This is a genomic window from Streptomyces sp. NPDC104106, from assembly GCF_055584345.1.
Window position 1 is genome coordinate 223321 of the sequence record NZ_JBVJMF010000007.1, and the last position, 22393, is coordinate 245713.

Sequence of the window (22393 nt, forward strand, 5' to 3'; positions counted from 1 at the left end):
GAAACGGGTGGACGCCGAGGGTGCCCGTCGGACAGCCTGACCTGCGTGCCGACTCCTTCTCTCGCCGCTCTGCCCATCCGCCGTCTGACGCTTCGCGATCTCAACGCCTGCGCCGACTTGTCCGAGGACCGGGGGTGGCCACGCGAGGAACACAAGTGGGGCTTCCTCCTCACGGCCGGAAAGGGCTTCGGCATCGACGACCCTCACGGTGGTCTCGTCGCCACCTGCGTCGTCACGGAGTACGGCTCGTGGGGGCGCCCGCAGCTCGGCGCCATCGGAATGGTCCTCGTGGCCGAACGCCACGCCCGTCAGGGAGTCGGACGCCGTTTGATGCGGCATGTCGTGTCGTCCATGGGGACCACTCCGCTGACCCTGCACGCCACGGAGAACGGCCGCCCGCTCTACGAGGAACTGGGCTTCAAGGCGACGGGCCGGGCCGAGATGCTGATGGGACGCTTCATCTCCGGCGGCTCGGAAACCGGGCTGCCCACCCGCGCCGCCACCGCGGGGGACCTTCCCTCGATCCTGCGTCTCGACGAGGAGGTGTTCGGCGCCGACCGCACCCCGCTGCTCGCCCGGTTGCCCGCCTTCGCCGACCAGCTGCGGGTGGCCGAAGAGGGCGGTCGGATCACCGGTTACACGGCCGCCTGGCCCAACATGGACACGCACGTCGTCGGCCCGCTGATCGCCCGCGACACGACGACCGCCAAGGCCCTCATCGCCTCACTGGCGGCCCATACGGACCGCCCGCTGCGCACCGACATCGACGTACGCCATGAGGAGCTGCTGGCCTGGGCGAAGGCACGTGGACTGGCTTCCGTGACGTCCAACTCCGTGATGACATACGGCATCCAGGACCTCCCGGGGGACTGGACCCGGCGGTTCGCCCCGCTGACAGTGGCGGCGGGCTGAGGCCGGCACCCACCGAGGTGATTCGGAGCACAGACGGAGCACGCCGAAGCGATCCGAACCACAGCGGAGTGCGCCGGCGCCGGTCCCGCCGTAGAGGTGGCGGAGCCGGCGTCTGTCCGTCCGGGACGGTGCGTGCGCACTGCGCTCAGGCGAGCGCCCGCACGGCCGCCGCGGCGAAGCCGTGGTCCTGCTGCGGGGCGCCGCCTCCGACGCCGATGGCGCCGATCAGCCGCCCGTCGCGGTGGACGGGAAGCCCGCCCGCGATGAACAGCAGGGGGCGGTCGAGGGCCGTGGGCAGGGTGTGGAAGAGACCGCCCGGCTGGACGGCGTCGACCAGATCGGCGGTGGGTGTGTTCAGCTGGAGCGCGGTGTAGGCCTTGCGGGTGCTGGTCTCGCCCGAGATCAGCACGGCCCTGTCGTCGCGGCGGAAGGCGAGCAGGTGCCCGCCGGCGTCCAGCACGGTGACGCTGACGGTCACTCCCGCTTCCTCAGCCGCACGGCGGGCCGTGGCGACGAGCAGCTCGGCGTCCTCGGTGGACAGCGGCGCGACGGCGGTGAAGGTGCTCATGGGGTGTTCTCCTCGGGTGGTGCTGAGACCTCGATGTGGTCGAGGTGCTTGGTCGGACTGAGGTTGTCGTGTCTTCGGGCGCCGGTGGCGGCGGAGCGCCGCCGAAGACTGTGCCCCGGTGCGCTCAGTGGTGGGCCGGGGCCTGCTGCCCGGCGGGCGCGGCGGAGGCGATCACGGTGCTCTGCCCCGCACCGAGGCGCTCAAGGGACGACGAGACGACAGCGAGGACGAGGGCGGCCGCGGCGAGGCCGGCGCCGACCCAGTTGGGCGCCGTGTAGCCGTAGCCTGCCGTGATCACGATGCCGCCGAGCCAGGCGGACAGGGCATTGCCCAGGTTGAAGGCACCGATGTTCACGGCGGAGGCGAGGGTCGGAGCGCCGTGTGCCTGGTCGAGGACGCGCTTCTGCAGCGGCGGGACGGTCGCGAAGCCGAGCGCGCCGATGAGGGCGATGGTGACGGCCGCCGCGATCTTGTTGTGGGCGGCGAGGGTGAAGAGGGCCAGGACGACGGCCAGGGCGCTCAGGGAGACGTACAGCATCGGCATCAAGGCGCGGTCGGCGAACTTTCCGCCGACGAGGTTGCCGCCGACCATGCCGAGGCCGAACAGGACCAACAGCCACGTGACCGAGCTGTCGGCGAAGCCCGTGATGTGGGTCATCATCGGCGCGATGTAGGTGATGGCCGCGAAGACGCCGCCGAAGCCGAGGACGGTGATCGCCATGGCGAGCAGGACCTGGGCGTTCTTGAAAGCGGCCAGTTCGTGCCGCAGGTGCACACCCTCCGGCTTCGGCAGATCGGGCACCAGCTTGGCGATACCGGCGAGCCCGACGACGCCGAGGGCTGCGACGATGCCGAAGGTGACGCGCCAGCCGACGTGCTGCCCGACGAGCGTGCCCAGCGGAACGCCGACGACATTGGCCACGGTCAGGCCGGTGAACATCATGGCGATGGCTCCGGCCTTCTTGTGGGGCGCCACCAGTCCGGCCGCGACGACCGAGCCGATGCCGAAAAAGGCACCGTGGGCGAGCGAGGCGATCACCCGGCCGATCAGCATGACCGCGAAGGCGGGAGCCACCGCCGAGAGCAGGTTTCCGGCGATGAAGAGGCCCATCAGCAGCGTCAGCATCCGCTTGCGCGGGACCTTGGTGCCCAGCACGGTCATCAGCGGGGCGCCGATGACCACGCCGAGCGCGTAGCCGGTCACGAGCAGGCCCGCCGTGGGGATGGAGACCCGGAAGTCCCCCGCGACCTCGGGCAACAGACCCATGATCACGAACTCGGTCGTTCCGATTCCGAAGGCCCCGATCGCGAGGGCCAGAAGCGCAAGAGGCATCAGGGGTGAACCCTTCCAGACGATTGCAGGAGCGCTTTGCTTGCGCCAACAATAATTGCATACGCGGGCTACCGGCAACAGCACACAATTGCCGCACTGTCCTATCCTTGAGGCAGCCGCTCCGGACGGAGGAACAACGCCCATGACAGCGACGGACCCCGCGCTCACCGCCCTCGCCCAGGGCTGGTGCGCCCTCTCTGCGCTGCACGGAAGGATCGAGGCGCACATCGAGCGCGCTCTGCAGGCGCGGCACGATCTGAGCGTGCGCGAGTACTCCCTACTGGACGTGCTCAGCCGGCAGCACGACGGCGAGGGCGGTCATCTTCAGATGAAGCAGGTCGCCGACGCCGTCGTCCTCAGCCAAAGCGCCACGACTCGCCTGGTGACCCGGCTGGAGGACCGCGGCCTGCTGGAGCGCTACCTGTGCCCCACCGACCGGCGCGGCATCTACACCAATGTCACCGAGGCGGGACTGCGCCTGCTGGAAGAGGCACGGCCCACCAACGACGCCGCCCTGCGCGAGGCCCTGGACGACGCCTCCCGGAATCCCGAACTGGCCCCGCTCGTCCGGGTCGTGGAGTCCTTGAACGTGCCCGCGTAGGGTGCGACCATGGGAGATCTTGAGATACGCCATGCGACCGTCGACGACCTGCCGGCGATCGTCGAGATGCTCGCCGACGATCCGCTGGGCGCCCAACGCGAGTCACCCGACGACCTGACCCCGTACCGGGCCGCACTGGAGCGCCTGAAGGCCGATCCGAACCAGCACCTGGTCGTCGCCGTACGCGAGGACCGCGTCATCGGCACCCTTCAGCTCACGATCATCCCCGGGCTCTCCCGCAAGGGGGCGATCCGAGCTCTCATCGAGGCCGTGCGCGTTCATGCCGACGAGCGGGGCAGCGGGCTGGGCACCGCGCTGATCCAGTGGGCGATCGACACCTCCCGGCAGCTCGGGTGCGCGATGGTACAGCTGACGTCCGACAAGACGCGTGCCGACGCCCACCGCTTCTACGCTCGGCTGGGCTTCACCGCCTCGCACGAGGGCTTCAAGCTGAACCTCTGACGGCACGCCAGGCCGACTTCCTGCCGACGCCGCAGAACCGGGACACGGCCGGGGTGTGTTTCACGTGAAACACACCCCGGCCACCTGGTCGCCTAGCCGATCCCCCGCCATCCATCGGCGTCTACTCCGCCGGGCACCGGGGCCTCCGTGTCGTACGGCTGCCGCGTGAACACGAACGACCCGAGGTCGAGGTGGCTCACCGCCCCGTCCGGGCGTCGCACGGGCCGTAGCAATTCCCCGGCGAAGTAACCCTCCAGACCCGTCCAGGTCCCGTCACCGTTGGAACGGAAGCGCGCTCGCCGGCCGTTGCCGGTCAGCGGGCCCAGCGCGAGACGGCCATCGGCGGTCACCCGCAGGCCGTAGGCGTTCGTCCCCCAGTACCACTGTCCCGCAAGATCCAGGACCGCAGGATCGACCTCGCGCAGCGGCCGCCAGGGTTCGGGGATCCGTGGTTCCGCCTCGGCGACGATACGGACGAGATCCGCAGCCACGGCTCCCAGCAATGGCCCGCTGGTGCAGTTCGCCAGCACCACCGCGGCCACATCGTCGTCCACGCTGATGGTGAGGTTCGCCAGGAAGCCCGGGAGTGAACCGGAGTGACCGACGAGGAAACGGCCATCGCGGGACTGAAGCTGCATTCCGAGGCCGTAGGTGACCCCGTCCAGCACATCCGACGCTTCGGCGGGCGCGGCAGGAGTCCGCATGGCCCGGACCGACTCCGCACTCAGCACGCGGTCGTCCCCCGCGGCCAGAAACGCGGCGAACCGTGCCAGGTCCCCGGTGGTCGACCACAGTTGCCCCGCCGGGGCCATCCGGCCCAGGTCCTCCAGCGGCTCGGGCAGCAGCGCGTCGGCCCACGGATGCACCGCCCATCCGCCCGCGTGCGGAGGCTGCGGCTGCGTGGACGTACGGCGCAGGCCGAGCGGTTCGAGGATCTCGCGGCGCAGCACTTCCTCCCAGGGGGCGCCGCGCAACTCCTCCACGAGCGCGCCGAGCAGGGTGTACCCGGGGTTGGAGTAGTGGTGCCGTCGACCGACGGGGTGGAGCAGGGGGCGCTCGCCGAGCACATCGCTCAGCTCAGGCCGCAGAGATCCGGGGGTGCGTTCCCACCAGGGTGCGGGTGACTCGGCGGCCAACCCGGCGGTGTGCGCAAGCAGATCGGCGATCGTCGCCTCTCCCACGCCGGTGCCGGGCAGATGCTTCTCCAGCAGGTCGCCGAGATCGAGGAGTCCCTCGTCTCGCAGCCGCATCACCAGCACGGCGGTGAAGGTCTTGGTGATGGAGCCGATCCGGTACTGCACGGTCTCGTCCGGGGCGTGTCCGTCCACCGAGGTCCGCGCCCCGTGCCACACGGTCCGCCCACCCCGTACGACCGCCGCGACCAGCGACGGTGCCCGCCCTTCTGCCTGCGCGACGGCGATCCGGTGCAGCAGGGCTCTCCGGGTGGCAGGGAGCAGGTCTTCCTGAGATGTCGTCATGGACCCAGTCCACCCCGTCATACACCGGGCGTCGAATCCATTTGCCGACCGCAGCCACCTCCAGCTCGGCCTTCGCCTGGACCTTCACCGGGGTCTTCACCCGGTGGAAACCGCTTCAGGTGCACGTCCTCCCACTCTTCTCACGCGACGACGCCGGCCACGTCCCCGTTCCGCTCGACGGGACCAGGGCAGACACGGGCAGGCACACCGATGTCGGTCACGAGGCCGGGGCCGAACGTCGGCTACCGCCGACACGCCACGACCGACCCGCGGACGCCCTGTCACCTCCGCATCCCCGCTGCTGTGCTGGTGGGAGAAGACCGGGCCGGTGGGCCCAGCGGTCACTAGCGGTCCAGCTCATGACGACGGTCACGGTCACCACGCGTACGGCCGCATACCCACAGCGTCGCAGGGCCGATGCCCTCGCCCCTGCCCAACATGACGCGTTCGCCGCCGAGATGCAGGCCGCGCGCGTCGACTGGCGCCTCGTGGTCTACGGCGGAGCCCTGCACGCCCACCACGCGCCGGTCGGACCACACCGTGCTCCCCGGCGTCGCTTACCACCCGGAGCACGCCCAACGGGCCCGGCGCGACCTCATCGATCTGCTCACCGAGTGCCTGCCCGTAACGGCGTGAGGCAGAGCGTCAGGACTGCCTCACCATGACCGGCCGGCGGAGAAGACGACACAGCACCTGAGAACCTGCACGGCCCGGGATCAGGTCTGAGCCATGTCCACGAAGCGGGAGTAGTGGCCCTGGAAGGCGACCGTGATCGTGGCCGTCGGGCCGTTTCGGTGCTTGGCCACGATCAGGTCGGCCTCGCCCGCACGCGGGGACTCCTTCTCATAGGCGTCCTCACGGTGCAGCAGGATGACCATGTCGGCATCCTGCTCGATGGATCCGGACTCACGCAGGTCGGAGACCATCGGCTTCTTGTCCGTGCGCTGCTCGGGACCACGGTTCAGCTGTGACAGCGCGATGACCGGGATCTCCAACTCCTTGGCGAGCAGCTTGAGGTTACGGGACATGTCCGAGACCTCCTGCTGACGGCTCTCGGCGCGCCTGGAGCCGCCGGACTGCATCAGTTGGAGGTAGTCGATGACGACGAGCTTCAAGTCGTTGCGCTGCTTCAGGCGCCGGCACTTGGCGCGGATCTCCATCATCGACAGGTTCGGGGAGTCGTCGATGTAGAGCGGGGCGGCCGAGACGTCCGGCATGCGGCGGGCGAGGCGGGTCCAGTCCTCGTCGGTCATCGTGCCGGAACGCATGTGGTGCAGCGCGACCCGGGCCTCCGCGGACAGCAGACGCATCGCGATCTCGTTGCGGCCCATTTCGAGGGAGAAGATGACGCTGGGCAGGTTGTGCTTGATGGAAGCGGCCCGCGCGAAGTCCAGCGCGAGCGTCGACTTGCCCATGGCGGGACGGGCCGCGATGACGATCATCTGGCCCGGGTGCAGGCCGTTCGTCAGCGAATCGAAGTCGGTGAACCCGGTCGGCACACCGGTCATCTCACCGCTGCGCGAGCCGATCGCCTCGATCTCGTCGAGGGCGCCTTCCATGATGTCGCCGAGCGGCAGATAGTCCTCGCTGGTGCGCTGCTCGGTGACGGCGTAGATCTCGGCCTGGGCGCGGTTCACGATCTCGTCCACGTCGTCGTCGGCCGCGTATCCCATCTGCGTGATGCGGGTGCCGGCCTCGACCAGGCGCCGCAGGACCGCGCGCTCGTGGACGATCTCCGCGTAGTACTCGGCGTTCGCGGCCGTCGGCACCGTCTGGACGAGTGTGTGGAGATACGACGCTCCGCCGACCTTGTTGATCTCGCCGCGTTTGGTCAGTTCGGCGGCGATGGTGATCGGATCGGCCGGCTCGCCCTTGGCGTAGATGTCCAGGATGGCCTGGTAGATCGTCTCGTGGGCGGGCTTGTAAAAATCGTGGCCCTTGAGGATCTCCACCACATCGGCGATGGCGTCCTTGGACAGCAGCATGCCGCCCAGCACCGACTGTTCGGCGTCCAGGTCCTGCGGCGGCACCCGCTCGAAGGAGGTTCCGCCGCCGTCCCAGTCGCCGTTCTCCCGGCCCCGATCGTGCTGTTCGCCGCGGCCCCGGCCGCCGTCGCCGCGTCGGCGGGAGGCGGGCAGACGATCACTGGGCCCACTGTCGGCCCACGGATCGTCCAAGGGCTCGGAAATGCTCACCGAGCCACCTCCTCCCGTCCGCACGGCGGACCTCGCCGTGTCCTCTTTTGTACGGCACGACACTGACAAATGAGAGGCCCAACTCCGGTTCTGACGCGTCGGGTTTATGACGATTCCAGGGCCAGGGGAGAGAGGCTCTCCAGGCCGAGGGAAGGAGCGGGCGCCGGACCACGGTAGGCCCCTCGGCACCGTCAGCCAATCTGGTTACCCACAGGCCATGTGGACGACAGCCCCGATGCTGTGGAGAACTCCCCGAAACCTGTGCACGACCCGGTGGACAGCCCTGTGAACAAGCCCTCCCTCCGCCCCACCGAGAGCCGCTGACCTGCATGTTTGCCGTCCACTGGCTGTGCAGAAGAAAAACTTCCCCAGTCGGGCCAAGATCGCCTCGAACACCGGACGAGAGGACACGTCCCGCAAGGAAGAGTAAGGGCCCCATGCCTGTTGCATCTATTACCTGTGGACGATTAGATTAGTGCTCATGACACAGGCTCCCGCGATACCCCGGGCCACCCGCCGCCAGCACGACCGAGAGATCGTCGCGCTGGCCGTCCCGGCCTTCGGCGCACTCGTCGCCGAGCCTCTGTTCGTCATGGCGGACAGTGCGATCGTCGGCCATCTCGGCACCGCCCAGCTCGCCGGCCTCGGCGTCGCCTCCGCCCTCCTCACCACCGCCGTGAGCATCTTCGTCTTCCTCGCCTACGCCACCACGGCGGCCGTGGCCCGTCGCGTCGGCGCGGGCGATCTGCCGGCAGCCATCCGGCAAGGCATGGACGGCATCTGGCTGGCGCTGCTCCTCGGCATCGGCGTCATCGCGCTCGTCCTTCCCCTGGCCCCAGGCATCGTGGACCTCTTCGGCGCCTCCAGCACCGCCGCCCCGTCTGCCACGACGTATCTGCGCGTCTCCGCACTGGGCATCCCGGCGATGCTCATCGTCCTCGCCGCCACAGGGGTACTCCGCGGGCTCCAGGACACCAAGACCCCGCTCTACGTGGCGGTCGCCGGCTTCGTAGCCAACGGCGCCCTCAACGCGGGGCTGGTCTACGGCGCTGGGCTCGGCATCGCCGGTTCGGCCTGGGGCACCGTCATCGCCCAGTGCGGGATGGCGGCCGTCTATCTGTCCGTCGTCGTACGCGGGGCCCGTCGGCACGGCGCCTCCCTCCGCCCCGACTCCGCCGGTATCCGCGCCTCGGCTCAGGCCGGCGTGCCCCTCCTGGTGCGCACCCTGTCGCTGCGGGCGATCCTGATGATCGCCACGGCGGTCGCGGCGCGCCTGGGCGACACCGATATCGCCGCACATCAGATCGTCCTGTCCCTGTGGAGCCTGCTTGCTTTCGCGCTGGACGCGATAGCGATCGCGGGACAGGCCATCATCGGCCGCTATCTCGGCGCAGACGACGCTGAGGGTGCACGGGAGGCCTGCCGTCGCATGGTGCAGTGGGGCATCGCGACCGGTGTCGTGCTCGGCGTGCTCGTGGTGGCCGCCCGGCCCCTCTTCCTCCCGCTGTTCACCAGCGACTCCGGAGTCAAGGACACCGCGCTGCCCGCCCTGCTGCTGGTGGCGCTGTCACAACCCATCTGCGGGATCGTCTTCGTACTGGACGGAGTCCTCATGGGCGCGGGGGACGGGCCGTACCTGGCAGGGGCCATGGTCGTCACCCTTGCAGTGTTCGCTCCAGCAGCCCTGTTGGTTCCCGCACTCGGCGGCGGTCTCACCGCGCTCTGGGGCGCGATGACGCTGATGATGACGGTCCGCATGCTGACCCTGTGGCTACGCACCCGCTCAGGGCGCTGGATCGTGACGGGCGCGACCCGCTGATCCGTGATAGCTGCACAACGCCAGTCACCTGCCCGCGTGATGCTCACCGTTTCACGTGAAACATGGTCCGGCGAGGCCGTGAGGCCCGCAGTGACGACGGCGAGTCCGGGCAGCTGAAAGGGGCCGCACCTCAGAAGGGTGCGGCCCCTTTCAGCTGCTCATACGAGCGCTGCGATCACTCGGCGATCAGGCCGAGACGACCTCGATGTTGACCTTCGCGGCAACCTCGGGGTGCAGACGCACGGACGTCTCGTGGGCGCCCAGGGTCTTGATCGGAGCGGTCAGCTCGATGCGACGCTTGTCGACCTCGGGGCCACCGGACGCCTTGATCGCGGACGCGATGTCGGCCGGGGTGACGGAACCGAAGAGACGGCCGGAGTCGCCGGAGCGGACGGCCAGGCGGACCTTGACGCCCTCGAGCTGGGCCTTGACCTGGTTGGCCTGCTCGATGGTCTGGATCTCGTGGATCTTGCGGGCGCGGCGGATCTGCTCGACGTCCTTCTCGCCACCCTTGGTCCAGCGGATCGCGAAGTTCCGCGGAATCAGGTAGTTGCGAGCGTAACCGTCCTTGACGTCGACGACGTCGCCCGCGGCACCGAGGCCGGAGACCTCGTGGGTGAGGATGATCTTCATGAGTCGGTCACCCTTCCCTTAGCGCGCGGTGGAGGTGTAGGGCAGCAGCGCCATCTCACGGCTGTTCTTCACGGCCGTGGCGACGTCACGCTGGTGCTGGGTGCAGTTGCCGGTCACGCGGCGGGCACGGATCTTGCCGCGGTCGGAAATGAACTTCCGCAGCATGTTCGTGTCCTTGTAGTCCACGTACGTGACCTTGTCCTTGCAGAAAGCGCAGACCTTCTTCTTCGGCTTGCGCACAGGCGGCTTCGCCATGGTGTTTCTCCTGTGTGATCAAGAAGTGGGGATGCGAGCCCTTAGAACGGGGGCTCGTCCGAGTAGCCGCCACCGCCGCCAGAGCCGGAGCCGCCGCCCCAGCCGCCGCCACCCTGGTTGCCACCGGCGGGAGCGCCGGTCGCCCACGGGTCGTCGGCCGGAGCGCCGCCGCCCTGCTGACCGCCGCCGGGGCCACCGCCCCAGCCGCCGCCACCCTGGCCGCCACCGCCGCCGTAACCGCCCTGGCCACCGCGCGCGCCGCCAGAGGTCTTGGTGACCTTGGCCGTCGCGTTGCGCAGGCTGGGGCCGACTTCCTCGACGTCCAGCTCGTAGACCGTGCGCTTGACGCCGTCACGGTCCTCGTAGGACCGCTGCTTCAGCCGGCCCTGCACGATCACGCGCATGCCTCGCTGCAGCGACTCGGCGACGTTCTCCGCCGCCTGACGCCAGACCGAGCAGGTCAGGAAGAGGCTTTCGCCGTCCTTCCACTCGTTCGTCTGGCGGTCGAAGGTGCGGGGAGTGGACGCGACGCGGAACTTCGCGACCGCCGCACCGGACGGGGTGAAGCGCAGCTCGGGGTCGTCGACAAGATTGCCGATGACCGTGATGACGGTCTCGCCTGCCATGGGGGAACCTCTCGGCGGGTTTGCTGCTCTGGCTGCTTGCTTGCTACTCGAATCCCGAGATCAGCTGAGCGGAAGGGCTCAGTGGGTCTCGGGACGGAGGACCTTGGTCCGGAGGACCGACTCGTTCAGGTTCATCTGGCGGTCGAGCTCCTTGACGACCGCAGGCGCGGCCTGCAGGTCGATGACCGAGTAGATGCCCTCGGGCTTCTTCTTGATCTCGTAGGCGAGCCGACGACGGCCCCAGGTGTCGACCTTCTCAACCTTGCCGCCGCCGTCACGGACGACGGACAGGAAGTTCTCGATCAGCGGGGAGACCGCACGCTCCTCGAGATCGGGGTCGAGGATGACCATCACCTCGTAGTGACGCATGTGGAACCCACCTCCTTTGGACTCAGCGGCCACGGTCGTTCCGTGGCAGGAGGGTTGTGATGCGTACGCAACGGTATCGGCCACCACTGACAATCAGGGGCCGATGCCGGCTCCCGCAGTGTGACCTGGACAGGAGTGGGCAGACACCGGTGCAGACGGTACAGACTACCCGCACACCCGCTTCCGGTTGAAATCCGGGTGGGAAGACCGTCACCCTGTACACGTCGGGTGTGTACGGCGCTACTATGCGCCGCCTTCCGCAGGAGGTGCCCATGGCACAGGCAATGCATCCCAACATCGCCGGTTCCCTCTTCGCCACGGACGGTAAGCGCCGCCCGTTGCAGGACGCCCTGCTGGGGGCCACGCTCGTCCTCGGCGTCCTGTCCCTCGTCACCTGCTTCTTCCATGGCCTCCACCTGCTGTCCTCGTGGGCGGGCCTGGTCGGTCTGCTCGTCGGCATCTACGGACAGTGGATCTCCGTGACCACCCGTGAGCGCTTCGGCCTGATCCTGGGTCTCGGCGCCTCGGGGATCGGCTTCCTGATCAGCATGGCGCACGGCGGGCTGTTCGGCGGGCTCATCGGCGGCTGAGCCGCTCGACCCCCGGACGCAGCGTCCGTCCGACCCCCCTTTTCCCGTCTCATCCGGCCGCACGGACGGCCCCGGTCGCCCATCCGGCCGGGAATAAGGCCCGTACGCCCAGTCGGGGCGCTCGCACGGCGCAGTAGGCTTCGGCGCGAGAGCCGGAGCCCCTGTACCCATGGGGACACACCAGCCCGAGGAGCGCCCCGAATGAGCCTGACCCTGAGGACCATCAGCCGCGAGCAGCATCTGGCCTACATCCAGAGCCTGCCGGCGGCGAGCCACATGCAGGTTCCGGCCTGGGCCGACGTCAAGGCGGAGTGGCGCTCGGAGAACCTCGGCTGGTTCGACGAGCGCACGGGCGAGATGGTCGGCGCGGGCCTGGTCCTCTACCGTCAGCTGCCCAAGATCAAGCGCTACCTGGCCTACCTGCCCGAGGGCCCGGTCATCAACTGGTTCGCGCCGAATCTGGACGACTGGATCCAGCCGATGCTGGCGCATCTGAAGCAGCAGGGCGCCTTCTCGGTGAAGATGGGCCCGCCGGTCATCATCCGTCGCTGGACCGCGGAGACCATCAAGAAGGGCATCCAGGACCAGGACGTCAAGCGGCTGCGCGACATGGAGGCCGACTTCATCGAGCCGCGCGCCTTCGAGGTGGCCGACAAGCTGCGCCGCATGGGCTGGCAGCAGGGCGAGGACGGCGGCGCCGGCTTCGGCGACGTCCAGCCCCGCTACGTCTTCCAGGTGCCGCTTGCCAACCGCTCCCTGGAAGAGGTCCACAAGAACTTCAACCAGCTGTGGCGCCGCAACATCAAGAAGGCCGAGAAGGCCGGCGTCGAGGTCGTCCAGGGCGGCTACCAGGACCTCGCCGAGTGGCAGCGGCTGTACGAGATCACGGCCGTGCGCGACCACTTCCGGCCGCGCCCGCTGTCGTACTTCCAGCGCATGTGGTCGGCCCTCAACACCGAGGACCCCAACCGGATGCGGCTCTACTTCGCCCGCCACAACGGGGTGAACCTCTCGGCTGCCACGATGCTGATCGTCGGCGGGCACGTCTGGTACTCCTACGGCGCCTCGGACAACATCGGCCGTGAGGTCCGCCCCTCGAACGCGATGCAGTGGCGGATGCTGCGCGACGCCTATGCGCTCGGTGCGACCGTCTACGACCTGCGCGGCATCTCCGACTCGCTGGACGAGACGGACCACCTGTTCGGCCTGATCCAGTTCAAGGTCGGCACGGGCGGTCAGGCCGCCGAGTACCTCGGCGAGTGGGACTTCCCGCTGAACAAGCTGCTCCACAAGGCGCTCGACATCTACATGTCCCGCCGTTGAGCCGCGGGCGTCTGATTCCATAGCCTTCACAGCTCAGACACCTCTGATCGACCGCAGCCACGAGAAAGGTCCCGGGTCCGGCCATGGCGCTCACGCTCTACGTCGACACCGCGCGCTGGCGGGCGCACCACAAGCACGTGCAGGAGCAGTTCCCGGGACTCGTCCCGGTCTGCAAGGGCAACGGCTACGGCTTCGGGCACGAGCGGCTGTCCGAGGAGGCCACGCGGCTGGGCTCGGACCTGCTCGCGGTCGGCACGACCTACGAGGCCGCGCGCATCAAGGACTTCTTCAGCGGTGACCTGCTGGTGCTGACGCCGTACCGGCGCGGCGAGGAGCCCGTGCCGCTGCCCGACCGGGTGGTGCGCTCGGTGTCGTCCGTCGACGGCGTGTACGGGCTCGTCGGCGCCCGTGTCGTGATCGAGGTGATGTCCTCGATGAAGCGCCACGGCATCAGCGAGCAGGACCTGCCGCAGCTGCACCAGGCCATAGAGAACGTCCGGCTGGAGGGTTTCGCCATCCATCTGCCGCTGGACCGCACCGACGGCTCGGACGCCGTCGAGGAGGTCATCGGCTGGATGGACCGGCTGCGCGCGGCCCGGCTGCCGCTGCACACGATGTTCGTCAGCCACCTCAAGGCCGACGAACTCATCCGGCTCCAGCAGCAGTTCCCGCAGACCCGGTTCCGCGCCCGTATCGGCACCCGGCTGTGGCTGGGGGACCACGAGGCCACCGAGTACCGCGGTGCCGTCCTGGACGTCACGCGCGTGGCCAAGGGCGACCGGTTCGGCTACCGGCAGCAGAAGGCGGCCTCGGACGGCTTCCTGGTGGTCGTGGCGGGCGGTACGTCGCACGGGGTGGGCCTGGAGGCCCCGAAGGCCCTGCACGGCGTCATGCCGCGTGCCAAGGGCGTCGCACGGGCCGGCCTCGCCACGGTGAACCGGAACCTTTCTCCGTTCGTCTGGGGCGGCAAGCAGCGCTGGTTCGCCGAGCCGCCGCACATGCAGGTGTCGATCCTGTTCGTACCCGCGGACGCCCCGGAGCCGAAGGTCGGCGACGAACTGGTGGCCCATCTGCGGCACACCACGACCCAGTTCGACCGCATCGTGGACCGCTGAGCACAGCCCAGGACGCCGCGTCCAGAACAGGGAAAGAGGCCGTACCCGCAGCACCCGGGTACGGCCTTTCCACATGGCCCCTGAAAGGTTGTTCGCTCAGAGCGAACGCTCCTCGGGGGATGGCGGCAGGGGCCTGCCCCAGTCCACCTGAGGCTGCTCGAAGTGGGCTGCGTGGCGCGACTCGTAGGCCGCCGCACCGAGCACGAAGACGTCCTCTGCGCCGTCGAGCACCCCACCCGACGGATCATCGTCACCGGAGCGGCGCACCACGTCCCGCTCCGGCATGAGGATGTCCCGTACGACGACGGCGCCCAGGTACAGCGTGCCCGCCAGATGCAGCACGATCGCCCAGTGGTAGCCCTCCGTCGGCAGTCCCTTGTGAGCGTCTCCACTGGTCGTGTAGGCGAGGTACATCCAGATGCCCAGGAAGTACGCCACCTCGCAGGCCTGCCAGATCAGGAAATCGCGCCACTTCGGGCGGGCGAGGGCCGCCAGCGGCACCAGCCACAGCACGTACTGCGGGGAGTAGACCTTGTTGGTGAGGATGAACGCCGCCACCACCAGGAAGGCGAGCTGCGCGAACCGCGGCCGGCGCGGTGCGGTGAACGTCAGCACGGCGATCCCGAGGCAGCACAGCACCACCAGCACGGTGGCGGCGGTGTTCACGAAGCCCGTGGAGGGCGGGTTGCTGGAGTTCTGCGCCCAGACAAGCCAGAAAGAGCCGAAGTCGACGCCCCGCTCCTGACTGAATGTGTAGAACTTCGACCAGCCCTTGAAGGCGAACAGCATCACCGGCAGGTTCACCACGACCCACGCGAGCACCGTGCCCAGCGTGGCCTGCATGAACTGCCGCCACTTGCCGGCCCGCCAGCACAGCACGAGCAGGGGTCCGAGCAGGAACACGGGATAAAGCTTGGCGGCCGTGGCGAGGCCCAGCAGGACACCGAAGGCGACAGGACGGCTGCGGGCCCACATCAGCATCGCGGCGGCCGTGAGCGCCACGGCCAGCAGGTCCCAGTTGACGGTCGCGGTCAGCGCGACGGCGGGCGCCAGAGCGGCCAGGAGGCCGTCCCAGGGACGCCGGCGGTGGGTGCGGGCCACGCATACGGCGATGACGGAGGCGCACACCAGCAGCATCCCGGCGTTGACGAACCAGTACCACTGCTCCTGGAACTGGATGGTGCCGCTGTGCGGGGTCAGCCAGGAGGCGACCTCCATGAACACGCCAGTCAGCACCGGGTACTCGAGGTAGCCCATGCCACCGGACATGTCGTCCGGGAGCCTGTCGAAGTACGGCACGAGATGGTCGGCGAACCCGCGCCCCTGGTAGAGGTGCGGGATGTCCGAATAGCAGGCCTTCGTGTACTGGCTGCTCGCACCGAAGAACCAGGCGCTGTGGTAGCAGGGCGCCTTCTGCACCATGCCGAGGGCGAACATGCCGATCACCACGAGCGCGACGACCCGCACCGGCGTCCACCAGGACATACCAAGCAGGGCACGCCGTCCGATGGGGCCACCGATCAGCTCACTGCCGGCCGCGGCGACCCCGTCCTCCCTGGTCGGCTGCACCGGTTCTGCCGCGGCGGACCGCACGGGCTCGGGCTCGTGCACATCCGCGGGCGTCATCTCTGCACTGGGCATGGGGCACATCCTGCCGTACCAGCCTGGGAAAAAACCGAGGGCCGCCGCACCTGGAGGAGTGCGGCGGCCCATGTTTCACGTGAAACACCCGCGGCGGGCGAAAGAGGCGCCAACCGGGCAGGCCCGGCTGCTATCCGGTCGGACCTGCGAAGATGCCTCCGTTGCCGGTCCCGTTGCCGTTGCCTCGGGTGTTGCCGTTTCCGGTCGTGTCCGTGGGCCCGGGTGAGGGCGACGTGCCACCGGTGGTGCCGCCCGTGTCCGTACCGCCGGTGCCGTTGCCATTTCCGTTACAGGGGTTGCCCCAGTTCCACTGGCAAGTGTCACTGGCCGACGGGGACGGCGAGGTGTTCGACGCGCTCGGGCTCGGGCTCGGCGACTGGCTCGGCGTCGGGCTCGGCTTGATGCTCGGGCTCGGGCTCGGAGTCGGGGCGCCCGCCTCGTCCACGACCTTGCCGATCTCGGTGGCGCCGGGGAATCCGTTGTCGTTGGCGTTCTTCAGCGCGGTCTTCATGTACTCGGTCCACACCGATGTGGGGATGTCACCACCGTGGATCGACGGGACGCCGGCCGTGCCGTTCATGGACAGCAGCTCGTGATCCTTCGGGTTCTCACGGAACATCGCCACCGAGGTGGACAGTTGCTGGGTGTAGCCGACGAACCACGCCGACTTGTTGCTGTCGGTCGTACCGGTCTTGCCGGCGGCCGTCCGGCCCAGGGCCTTGGCGTTCTGGCCCGTACCGTTCTGGATCACGTTCTGCAGGACGTCCGTGACATTGTTCGCCACGTTCTCGGGCATCGCCGTGCTGACCTTCGGCTTGGTGAAGCCAGGCAGCTCCTGACCGTCCTTCTTCACGGATGTCACCGAGTACGGGTCCGTGTGCTCACCGGAGGCCGCGAAGGTCGCGTACGCGTCGGCCATGCGGATCGCGCTCGGGGTCGAGGTGCCGATGGCGAAGGAGGGGTTCAGGCCGGCGAAGCTGTCATCGAGGATCCCGGACGCCTTGGCGACATCCCTGACCTTTGTCAGCCCCACATCCATGCCGAGCTGGACGTACGGAGTGTTGACGGACTGCTCCATCGCCTTGCGCAGCGAGATGTACCCCCACTTGTAGTCGCTCTCGTTGCGCTGGTAGAAGACCGAGTTGTCCTTCGTCAGGACTGGGCTGCCGTCCTGATTGAGCACCTTGAGATGGTCGTCGCCGTTGTACTTGCTCAGCGGGGAGATGCCCTCGCCGTTCGACCTGTAGGTGCCGTACTCCATCGCCGCGGCGAGCACGAACGGCTTCCACGTGGAACCGACCGGGACACCCGAGGTGTCGGCGTTGTTCGTGAAGTGCCCGTTCTCGTAGCCGTCGCCGCCGTAGAGGGCGACGATCGCACCGTCCTTGGGCTTCACCGACGCCGCGCCGAACTGGACGTACTTGTCCAGGTCACGCTTCTTCGGGTCGATGCGCTCCTTCTGAATCTTCTTCACCGCCGCCGCCAGCGCGTTGACCTTGTCCTTCTCGAAGGTCGTCCGGATCTGGTAGCCGCCCTGGTCGAACTGCGTCTCCGTGATGTCGGAGTGGTTGAGGACGTACTTCTTCGCCGTGTCCACCAGGTAGCTGATCTGGCCGGTCATGCCCTTGGTCGCCTTGCGGCCGTCAGGCATGGGGTACTGCTTGATGGCGTCCTGGTACTGGACATCGGTCAGGTGATGGTCGTTGTGCATCTGGTCGAGGATCCAACGCCAGCGGGCCTGTGATCGCTGCGTGTTGGCCTGCTGTGTGGCCGACTTGTCGAAGTCCGGGTTGCCGGCCGGGTCGAAGTACGTCGGGCCCTTGAGCAGTGCCGCGAGCACCGCGCACTCGCTCGGCGTGAGGTCCTTGGCGTCCTTGCCGTAGTACGTCTGCGCCGCCGCCTGGATGCCGTAGGCGCCGCGGCCGAAATACGAGGTGTTCAGGTAGCCCTGCAGGATCTGCTGCTTCTTGAGCTTCGTGCCCACCTTGATGGAAATGAACATCTCCTTGAACTTCCGGGAGATGGTCTGCTGCTGGCTCAGGTAGGTGTTCTTCACGAACTGCTGGGTGATCGTCGAACCGCCCTGGGTCTGGCCGCCCCGCGCCATGTTGACCACGGCGCGCAGAAGGCCCTGGGGGTCGACACCCGAGTCCTGGTAGAAGCTTTTGTTCTCGGCCGAGATCACGGCCCACTGCATCGCCGCGGGGATCTGGTCGATGCTGACGTTCTGCCGGTTGACGCCGGTGCCCGTGGCCACCATCTGCGTGCCGTCGGCCCAGTAGTAGACGTTGTTCTGCGACTTGGCCGCGTCGTTCTCGCTGGGGATCGAGACCATCGCGTAGCCCACACCGACCAGCGCGACCAGGCTGCCGATGAAGCCGATGAACATCCCGGTGACGAGCTTCCAGGAGGGCATCCAGCGGCGCCAGCCGTATTTGCCGGACCGGGGGTAGTCGATGAACCTCTTCTTGCCGGGGGCGGTCGAGGCGCGGCCCCTGCCGCGTCCGGGACCACTCGGGCCCCCCGGGCCGCCGCGCCGACCTCCCGGACCCGCGTTGTCGGCGCCTCTGCGCCGGCTGCCTCTCTGCGCCGCACGGCGGGCCTCGGCCCGGCCGCCGTAGGAACGCTCCTCACCCCCCGGACCGTTTTCCGACCCATAGGAACTGGACCCATAGGAGTCGGCAGGAGACCCGGTGGCGCCACGCGGTGCCGCACGGCGGCCGGAGGACGAGCCGGACTGACCACGTCGGGCCGCGGCACGTCCGCCTCCCTGCGGCTGCGGCGGTTTGCGACGGTGCTCGCTCATCGAACGATTACTCCTCGGGCAGGCGCACCCGTGCGCGCCTGGAACGGCGGCTGGTTTCCGGTCCCCCCGGAGTACGGATGTGGTCGGTCCCGCATTCACCCGTACTGCACCGGGGACGACGACGCTCCCCAGGCGTCCCTCGGTTCCCGGCGATCTGCATGCCGCACAGACTACGCATCACCAAAACCCGCCGAGCCCTGAAGTTCACCCCAAACCAGGCAACTTGCATCGTATGAATCGGTGATGTGATCCCGTTCACCGTCGTCCCACTTGTCGCCCGCGGACGGCCGTTCTATCGTCGTGATGTATCGAGTCGATACATCAGCGCGAGATAAAGCCGCTGAGAGGCACTGCGAGACCCGTGGAGACGAGCTGCGGGACCGAGAGGAGGCGACGATGAGCCGACGTTCCGGCATCCTCGAGTTCGCCGTGCTCGGCCTGCTGCGCGAGTCCCCGATGCACGGCTACGAGCTGCGCAAACGCCTCAACACGTCCCTGGGAGTGTTCCGTGCGTTCAGCTACGGGACCCTGTACCCCTGCCTCAAGACGCTGGTCATGAACGGCTGGTTGATCGAGGAGCCGGGCAACACCCATGAGGACGCCCTCGCCGCTCCGCTCGCCGGGCGCCGCGCCAAGATCGTCTACAGGCTGACGGCGGAGGGCAAGGAGCACTTCGAGGAGCTGCTCTCGCAGACCGGTCCCGACGCGTACGAGGACGAGCACTTCGCCGCACGCTTCGCCTTCTTCGGGCAGACGTCGCGCGATGTGCGCATGCGCGTACTGGAGGGCCGGCGCAGCCGCCTGGAGGAGCGCCTGGAGAAGATGCGCGCCTCCCTGGCGCGTACGCGGGAGCGCCTCGACGACTACACACTCGAGCTCCAGCGCCACGGGATGGAGTCCGTGGAGCGCGAAGTGCGCTGGCTGAACGAGCTCATCGAGAGCGAGCGGGCCGGGCGAGACCTCAGGGGTTCCGCGTCCGGGGGGTCCGCTCAGCAGGACACCACCACTGGATCGACGGGCGGCCTGCCCCGTCGCGGGGACACCCCCCGCACGGATACGCCCGGCGACACCGCCACGTGAGTCCCAGTCAGGGCCTCACTCGTACACACAGGGAGCAACCGGAATGGGTTCGGTTCGCGTAGCCATCGTCGGCGTGGGCAACTGCGCCGCGTCGCTGGTGCAGGGAGTCGAGTACTACAAGGACGCCGACCCGGCGTCCAAGGTGCCCGGCCTGATGCACGTGCAGTTCGGTGACTACCACGTGCGCGACATCGAGTTCGTCGCCGCGTTCGACGTCGACGCCAAGAAGGTCGGCCTCGACCTCGCGGACGCGATCGGCGCCTCCGAGAACAACACCATCAAGATCTGCGACGTGCCCTCCACCGGTGTCACGGTCCAGCGCGGCCACACCCTCGACGGCCTCGGCAAGTACTACCGGCAGACCATCGAGGAGTCGGACGCCGAGCCTGTCGACGTCGTCCAGGTCCTGAAGGACAAGCAGGTCGACGTCCTGGTCTGCTACCTGCCCGTGGGCTCCGAGGACGCGGCGAAGTTCTACGCCCAGTGCGCCATCGACGCCAAGGTCGCCTTCGTCAACGCCCTGCCGGTCTTCATCGCCGGCACCAAGGAGTGGGCGGACAAGTTCACCGAGGCCGGCGTGCCGATCGTCGGTGACGACATCAAGTCCCAGGTCGGCGCCACCATCACGCACCGCGTCATGGCGAAGCTGTTCGAGGACCGCGGTGTCATCCTCGACCGCACGATGCAGCTGAACGTCGGCGGCAACATGGACTTCAAGAACATGCTCGAGCGCGAGCGCCTCGAGTCCAAGAAGATCTCCAAGACGCAGGCCGTCACCTCCCAGATCCCCGACCGGGACCTCGGCGAGAAGAACGTCCACATCGGCCCCTCCGACTACGTGGCCTGGCTGGACGACCGCAAGTGGGCCTACGTCCGCCTCGAGGGCCGTGCCTTTGGTGACGTTCCGCTGAACCTGGAGTACAAGCTCGAGGTCTGGGACTCCCCGAACTCCGCGGGTGTCATCATCGACGCCCTGCGCGCCGCGAAGATCGCCAAGGACCGCGGCATCGGCGGCCCGATCCTGTCGGCCTCCTCGTACTTCATGAAGTCCCCGCCGGTCCAGTACTTCGACGACCAGGCCCGCGAGAACGTCGAGAAGTTCATCCGCGGCGAGGTCGAGCGCTGACACCGGCTCGACACAGCTGAACGCTCCTGCCAGGGCTGTGAAGGTCCCCGGGTTTCCCGACCCGGGGACCTTCCGCATATGTGAGGCTGGGCGGCATGCCCGTCGTGCGTGACCTGCGCGTCCTGCTGCGTCTTCGGTACTTCCGACGTCTGCTGTACGTCCGTCTGCTCTCCCAGGGCGCCGACGGCGTCTACCAGGTGGCACTCGCCGCGTACGTCGTCTTCTCCCCGGAGAAGCAGACCTCGGCCACCGCGATCGCCTCGGCGATGGCCGTGCTGCTGCTCCCCTATTCGCTGGTCGGCCCGTTCGCGGGCGTCCTACTGGACCGCTGGCGGCGCCGGCAGGTCTTCGTCCACGGCAATCTGCTGCGCGCCCTACTCGCGGCGGTCACCGCCGTGCTCATGGTCAGCCATGTCCCCGACTGGCTCTTCTACGTCTCCGCGCTGTGCGTCACGGCCGTCAACCGCTTCATCCTCGCCGGGCTGTCCGCGTCCCTGCCCCGCGTGGTCGACACCGAGCGGCTGGTCCTTGCGAACTCCCTGTCCCCGACCGCCGGAACCCTCGCCGCCACCGCCGGCGGCGGCCTGGCCTTCGTCGTACGGCTCGCGGTGTCGGACTCCGACGCCGCGGTGGTGCTGCTCGGCGCCCTCCTCTACCTGTGCGCGAGCCTGGCGTCCCTGAGCATGCCACCCGCACTGCTCGGCCCCGACCGGCAGCCGGCGCATCCCCGTGTACGGACCGCGATCGTCGAGACCGCGCGCGAACTGATCGCGGCCATCCGTCACCTCGCCGAACCCCAGCGCCGGGAGGCCGCCTGGGCGCTGGCCTCGATGACGCTGATGCGCTTCTGTTACGGCGCGCTCCTCGTCCTGCTGCTCATGCTGAGCCGATACGCGCTGACCGCGACCCCCGAGGAGGGGCTCAAGCTGCTCGGGCTCGCGCTGGCGGTGTCCGGTGCAGGGTTCTTCGCGGCCGCCATGGTGACGCCGGGCGTGGCCGGGCGACTCGGCCCCGCCCGGTGGATCGTGGTGTGCGCGGCGGCCGCCACCGTCCTGGAACCCGCCCTCGGCCTCTCCTTCACCACCGGACCTCTGCTGGTCACGGCCTTTGTACTGGGGCTGATCACCCAGGGCGCCAAGATCTCCACGGACACGATCGTCCAGTCCGGCGTGGACGACGGCTTCCGGGGCCGGATCTTCTCCCTGTACGACGTCCTCTTCAACGTCGCCTTCGTCGGTGCCGCCGCAGTAGCCGCCCTGATACTTCCGCCGGACGGCCGCTCGACAGTGCTGGTGGTGTTCGTCGCCCTGATCTATGCCGGGGTCGCCGTCTCCATGGCCCGCTACGAAGCGAACCGGGACAGCGAGAAGGGCGATGTTTCACGTGAAACATCGCCCCCGTGCTAGCTCCTCAGCCATGTTTCACGTGAAACATGGCCGCGCCGACGGCCCGCGTCGGCAA

Annotated in this window: 20 protein-coding genes and 1 pseudogene; 11 read left to right on the plus strand and 10 right to left on the minus strand. The window is 68.5% G+C overall.

Going from position 1 to position 22393, the window contains the following annotated elements; translation table 11 throughout:
- Window positions 1–45 precede the first annotated feature (45 nt).
- Window positions 46–912 (plus strand): GNAT family N-acetyltransferase, encoded by an 867-nt coding sequence (locus ACZ60X_RS19000; RefSeq protein WP_469599646.1) that lies wholly within the window; start codon window positions 46–48, stop codon window positions 910–912.
- Window positions 913–1057: 145 nt separating this feature from the next.
- Here the strand turns inward: ACZ60X_RS19000 and ACZ60X_RS19005 are convergent, their stop codons facing one another.
- Both ACZ60X_RS19005 and ACZ60X_RS19010 read right to left on the minus strand, forming a co-directional pair.
- Window positions 1058–1480, minus strand: a complete 423-nt coding sequence (locus tag ACZ60X_RS19005) for a GlcG/HbpS family heme-binding protein (protein ID WP_469599648.1) — start codon at window positions 1478–1480, stop codon at window positions 1058–1060.
- 124 nt (window positions 1481–1604) lie between these two features.
- Window positions 1605–2813 (minus strand): MFS transporter, encoded by a 1209-nt coding sequence (locus tag ACZ60X_RS19010; protein WP_469599650.1) that lies wholly within the window; start codon window positions 2811–2813, stop codon window positions 1605–1607.
- 142 nt (window positions 2814–2955) lie between these two features.
- On the opposite strand from ACZ60X_RS19010, the gene ACZ60X_RS19015 reads away from it, so the two are divergent.
- Complete coding sequence (locus tag ACZ60X_RS19015; protein ID WP_469599652.1) at window positions 2956–3414, plus strand: MarR family winged helix-turn-helix transcriptional regulator; 459 nt, start codon at window positions 2956–2958, stop codon at window positions 3412–3414.
- A 9-nt stretch (window positions 3415–3423) separates the two neighbouring features.
- The gene (locus tag ACZ60X_RS19020) at window positions 3424–3876 is read left to right on the plus strand and encodes a GNAT family N-acetyltransferase (protein ID WP_469599654.1); all 453 of its coding nucleotides are present in this window, start codon (window positions 3424–3426) and stop codon (window positions 3874–3876) included.
- Window positions 3877–3968: 92 nt separating this feature from the next.
- Here the strand turns inward: ACZ60X_RS19020 and ACZ60X_RS19025 are convergent, their stop codons facing one another.
- Complete coding sequence (locus ACZ60X_RS19025; RefSeq protein ID WP_469599656.1) at window positions 3969–5354, minus strand: serine hydrolase domain-containing protein; 1386 nt, start codon at window positions 5352–5354, stop codon at window positions 3969–3971.
- Between the two features lie 422 nt (window positions 5355–5776).
- Here ACZ60X_RS19025 and ACZ60X_RS19030 point away from each other — a divergent pair.
- Window positions 5777–5990, plus strand: a pseudogene (locus ACZ60X_RS19030) (dienelactone hydrolase family protein); the annotation flags it as partial.
- Window positions 5991–6070: 80 nt separating this feature from the next.
- Here the strand turns inward: ACZ60X_RS19030 and dnaB are convergent.
- Complete coding sequence (dnaB, locus tag ACZ60X_RS19035) at window positions 6071–7549, minus strand: replicative DNA helicase (RefSeq protein ID WP_469599658.1); 1479 nt, start codon at window positions 7547–7549, stop codon at window positions 6071–6073.
- Between the two features lie 481 nt (window positions 7550–8030).
- Between dnaB and ACZ60X_RS19040 the strand changes: the two genes are divergently transcribed.
- Window positions 8031–9368 (plus strand): MATE family efflux transporter, encoded by a 1338-nt coding sequence (locus ACZ60X_RS19040; protein WP_469599661.1) that lies wholly within the window; start codon window positions 8031–8033, stop codon window positions 9366–9368.
- Window positions 9369–9554: 186 nt separating this feature from the next.
- On the opposite strand, the gene rplI is transcribed toward ACZ60X_RS19040, so the two are convergent.
- The 4 genes from rplI to rpsF form a co-directional block, all read right to left on the minus strand.
- Window positions 9555–10001, minus strand: coding sequence for a 50S ribosomal protein L9 (gene rplI, locus ACZ60X_RS19045; protein WP_469599663.1), 447 nt, complete (start codon window positions 9999–10001; stop codon window positions 9555–9557).
- A gap of 18 nt (window positions 10002–10019) precedes the next feature.
- A complete protein-coding gene (gene rpsR / locus ACZ60X_RS19050; protein ID WP_003949403.1) occupies window positions 10020–10256 on the minus strand; it encodes a 30S ribosomal protein S18 in 237 nt (78 codons plus the stop codon).
- A gap of 41 nt (window positions 10257–10297) precedes the next feature.
- Window positions 10298–10882, minus strand: coding sequence for a single-stranded DNA-binding protein (locus tag ACZ60X_RS19055; RefSeq protein ID WP_469599665.1), 585 nt, complete (start codon window positions 10880–10882; stop codon window positions 10298–10300).
- A 78-nt stretch (window positions 10883–10960) separates the two neighbouring features.
- Window positions 10961–11251 carry a 30S ribosomal protein S6 gene (gene rpsF / locus ACZ60X_RS19060; protein WP_351208588.1) on the minus strand — a complete coding sequence of 97 codons (291 nt, stop codon included), beginning with the start codon at window positions 11249–11251 and terminating at the stop codon, window positions 10961–10963.
- Window positions 11252–11523: 272 nt separating this feature from the next.
- Between rpsF and ACZ60X_RS19065 the strand changes: the two genes are divergently transcribed.
- From ACZ60X_RS19065 to ACZ60X_RS19075, 3 genes are all read left to right on the plus strand, one after another.
- On the plus strand, window positions 11524–11841 hold the full coding sequence (locus ACZ60X_RS19065; RefSeq protein WP_469599668.1) for a hypothetical protein: 318 nt from the start codon (window positions 11524–11526) through the stop codon (window positions 11839–11841).
- Between the two features lie 201 nt (window positions 11842–12042).
- On the plus strand, window positions 12043–13164 hold the full coding sequence (gene femX, locus ACZ60X_RS19070) for a peptidoglycan bridge formation glycyltransferase FemX (RefSeq protein ID WP_469599670.1): 1122 nt from the start codon (window positions 12043–12045) through the stop codon (window positions 13162–13164).
- Between the two features lie 83 nt (window positions 13165–13247).
- Window positions 13248–14279: an alanine racemase gene (locus tag ACZ60X_RS19075; RefSeq protein ID WP_469599672.1), complete on the plus strand. Its 1032-nt coding sequence runs from the start codon at window positions 13248–13250 to the stop codon at window positions 14277–14279.
- Between the two features lie 96 nt (window positions 14280–14375).
- On the opposite strand, the gene ACZ60X_RS19080 is transcribed toward ACZ60X_RS19075, so the two are convergent.
- Together ACZ60X_RS19080 and ACZ60X_RS19085 are read right to left on the minus strand one after the other, a co-directional pair.
- Window positions 14376–15920: a glycosyltransferase family 87 protein gene (locus ACZ60X_RS19080; protein WP_469599674.1), complete on the minus strand. Its 1545-nt coding sequence runs from the start codon at window positions 15918–15920 to the stop codon at window positions 14376–14378.
- Window positions 15921–16050: 130 nt separating this feature from the next.
- Window positions 16051–18336 (minus strand): transglycosylase domain-containing protein, encoded by a 2286-nt coding sequence (locus ACZ60X_RS19085; RefSeq protein WP_469599676.1) that lies wholly within the window; start codon window positions 18334–18336, stop codon window positions 16051–16053.
- A gap of 786 nt (window positions 18337–19122) precedes the next feature.
- Here ACZ60X_RS19085 and ACZ60X_RS19090 point away from each other — a divergent pair.
- The 3 genes from ACZ60X_RS19090 to ACZ60X_RS19100 all read left to right on the plus strand — a co-directional run bounded on the left by ACZ60X_RS19090 (window position 19123) and on the right by ACZ60X_RS19100 (window position 22338).
- Window positions 19123–19806, plus strand: coding sequence for a PadR family transcriptional regulator (locus ACZ60X_RS19090; protein WP_469599680.1), 684 nt, complete (start codon window positions 19123–19125; stop codon window positions 19804–19806).
- Window positions 19807–19849: 43 nt separating this feature from the next.
- Window positions 19850–20932, plus strand: coding sequence for an inositol-3-phosphate synthase (locus tag ACZ60X_RS19095; protein ID WP_388764262.1), 1083 nt, complete (start codon window positions 19850–19852; stop codon window positions 20930–20932).
- Between the two features lie 95 nt (window positions 20933–21027).
- A complete protein-coding gene (locus ACZ60X_RS19100) occupies window positions 21028–22338 on the plus strand; it encodes an MFS transporter (RefSeq protein WP_469599683.1) in 1311 nt (436 codons plus the stop codon).
- The last annotated feature ends 55 nt before the right edge of the window (window positions 22339–22393 follow it).

What these genes read in the sequence shown, in the direction of transcription:
- rpsR (WP_003949403.1), bottom strand. Translation starts at nt 10,256, where the DNA reads ATGGCGAAGCCGCCTGTGCGCAAGCCGAAGAAGAAGGTCTGCGCTTTC.
- ACZ60X_RS19020 (WP_469599654.1), top strand. Translation starts at nt 3,424, where the DNA reads ATGGGAGATCTTGAGATACGCCATGCGACCGTCGACGACCTGCCGGCG.
- ACZ60X_RS19100 (WP_469599683.1), top strand. Translation starts at nt 21,028, where the DNA reads ATGCCCGTCGTGCGTGACCTGCGCGTCCTGCTGCGTCTTCGGTACTTC.
- rpsF (WP_351208588.1), bottom strand. Translation starts at nt 11,251, where the DNA reads ATGCGTCACTACGAGGTGATGGTCATCCTCGACCCCGATCTCGAGGAG.
- ACZ60X_RS19055 (WP_469599665.1), bottom strand. Translation starts at nt 10,882, where the DNA reads ATGGCAGGCGAGACCGTCATCACGGTCATCGGCAATCTTGTCGACGAC.
- ACZ60X_RS19015 (WP_469599652.1), top strand. Translation starts at nt 2,956, where the DNA reads ATGACAGCGACGGACCCCGCGCTCACCGCCCTCGCCCAGGGCTGGTGC.
- ACZ60X_RS19075 (WP_469599672.1), top strand. Translation starts at nt 13,248, where the DNA reads ATGGCGCTCACGCTCTACGTCGACACCGCGCGCTGGCGGGCGCACCAC.
- rplI (WP_469599663.1), bottom strand. Translation starts at nt 10,001, where the DNA reads ATGAAGATCATCCTCACCCACGAGGTCTCCGGCCTCGGTGCCGCGGGC.
- ACZ60X_RS19085 (WP_469599676.1), bottom strand. Translation starts at nt 18,336, where the DNA reads ATGCCCTCCTGGAAGCTCGTCACCGGGATGTTCATCGGCTTCATCGGC.
- ACZ60X_RS19090 (WP_469599680.1), top strand. Translation starts at nt 19,123, where the DNA reads ATGAGCCGACGTTCCGGCATCCTCGAGTTCGCCGTGCTCGGCCTGCTG.
- ACZ60X_RS19065 (WP_469599668.1), top strand. Translation starts at nt 11,524, where the DNA reads ATGGCACAGGCAATGCATCCCAACATCGCCGGTTCCCTCTTCGCCACG.
- ACZ60X_RS19080 (WP_469599674.1), bottom strand. Translation starts at nt 15,920, where the DNA reads ATGCCCAGTGCAGAGATGACGCCCGCGGATGTGCACGAGCCCGAGCCC.
- ACZ60X_RS19005 (WP_469599648.1), bottom strand. Translation starts at nt 1,480, where the DNA reads ATGAGCACCTTCACCGCCGTCGCGCCGCTGTCCACCGAGGACGCCGAG.
- ACZ60X_RS19010 (WP_469599650.1), bottom strand. Translation starts at nt 2,813, where the DNA reads ATGCCTCTTGCGCTTCTGGCCCTCGCGATCGGGGCCTTCGGAATCGGA.
- ACZ60X_RS19095 (WP_388764262.1), top strand. Translation starts at nt 19,850, where the DNA reads ATGGGTTCGGTTCGCGTAGCCATCGTCGGCGTGGGCAACTGCGCCGCG.
- ACZ60X_RS19040 (WP_469599661.1), top strand. Translation starts at nt 8,031, where the DNA reads ATGACACAGGCTCCCGCGATACCCCGGGCCACCCGCCGCCAGCACGAC.
- ACZ60X_RS19025 (WP_469599656.1), bottom strand. Translation starts at nt 5,354, where the DNA reads ATGACGACATCTCAGGAAGACCTGCTCCCTGCCACCCGGAGAGCCCTG.
- femX (WP_469599670.1), top strand. Translation starts at nt 12,043, where the DNA reads ATGAGCCTGACCCTGAGGACCATCAGCCGCGAGCAGCATCTGGCCTAC.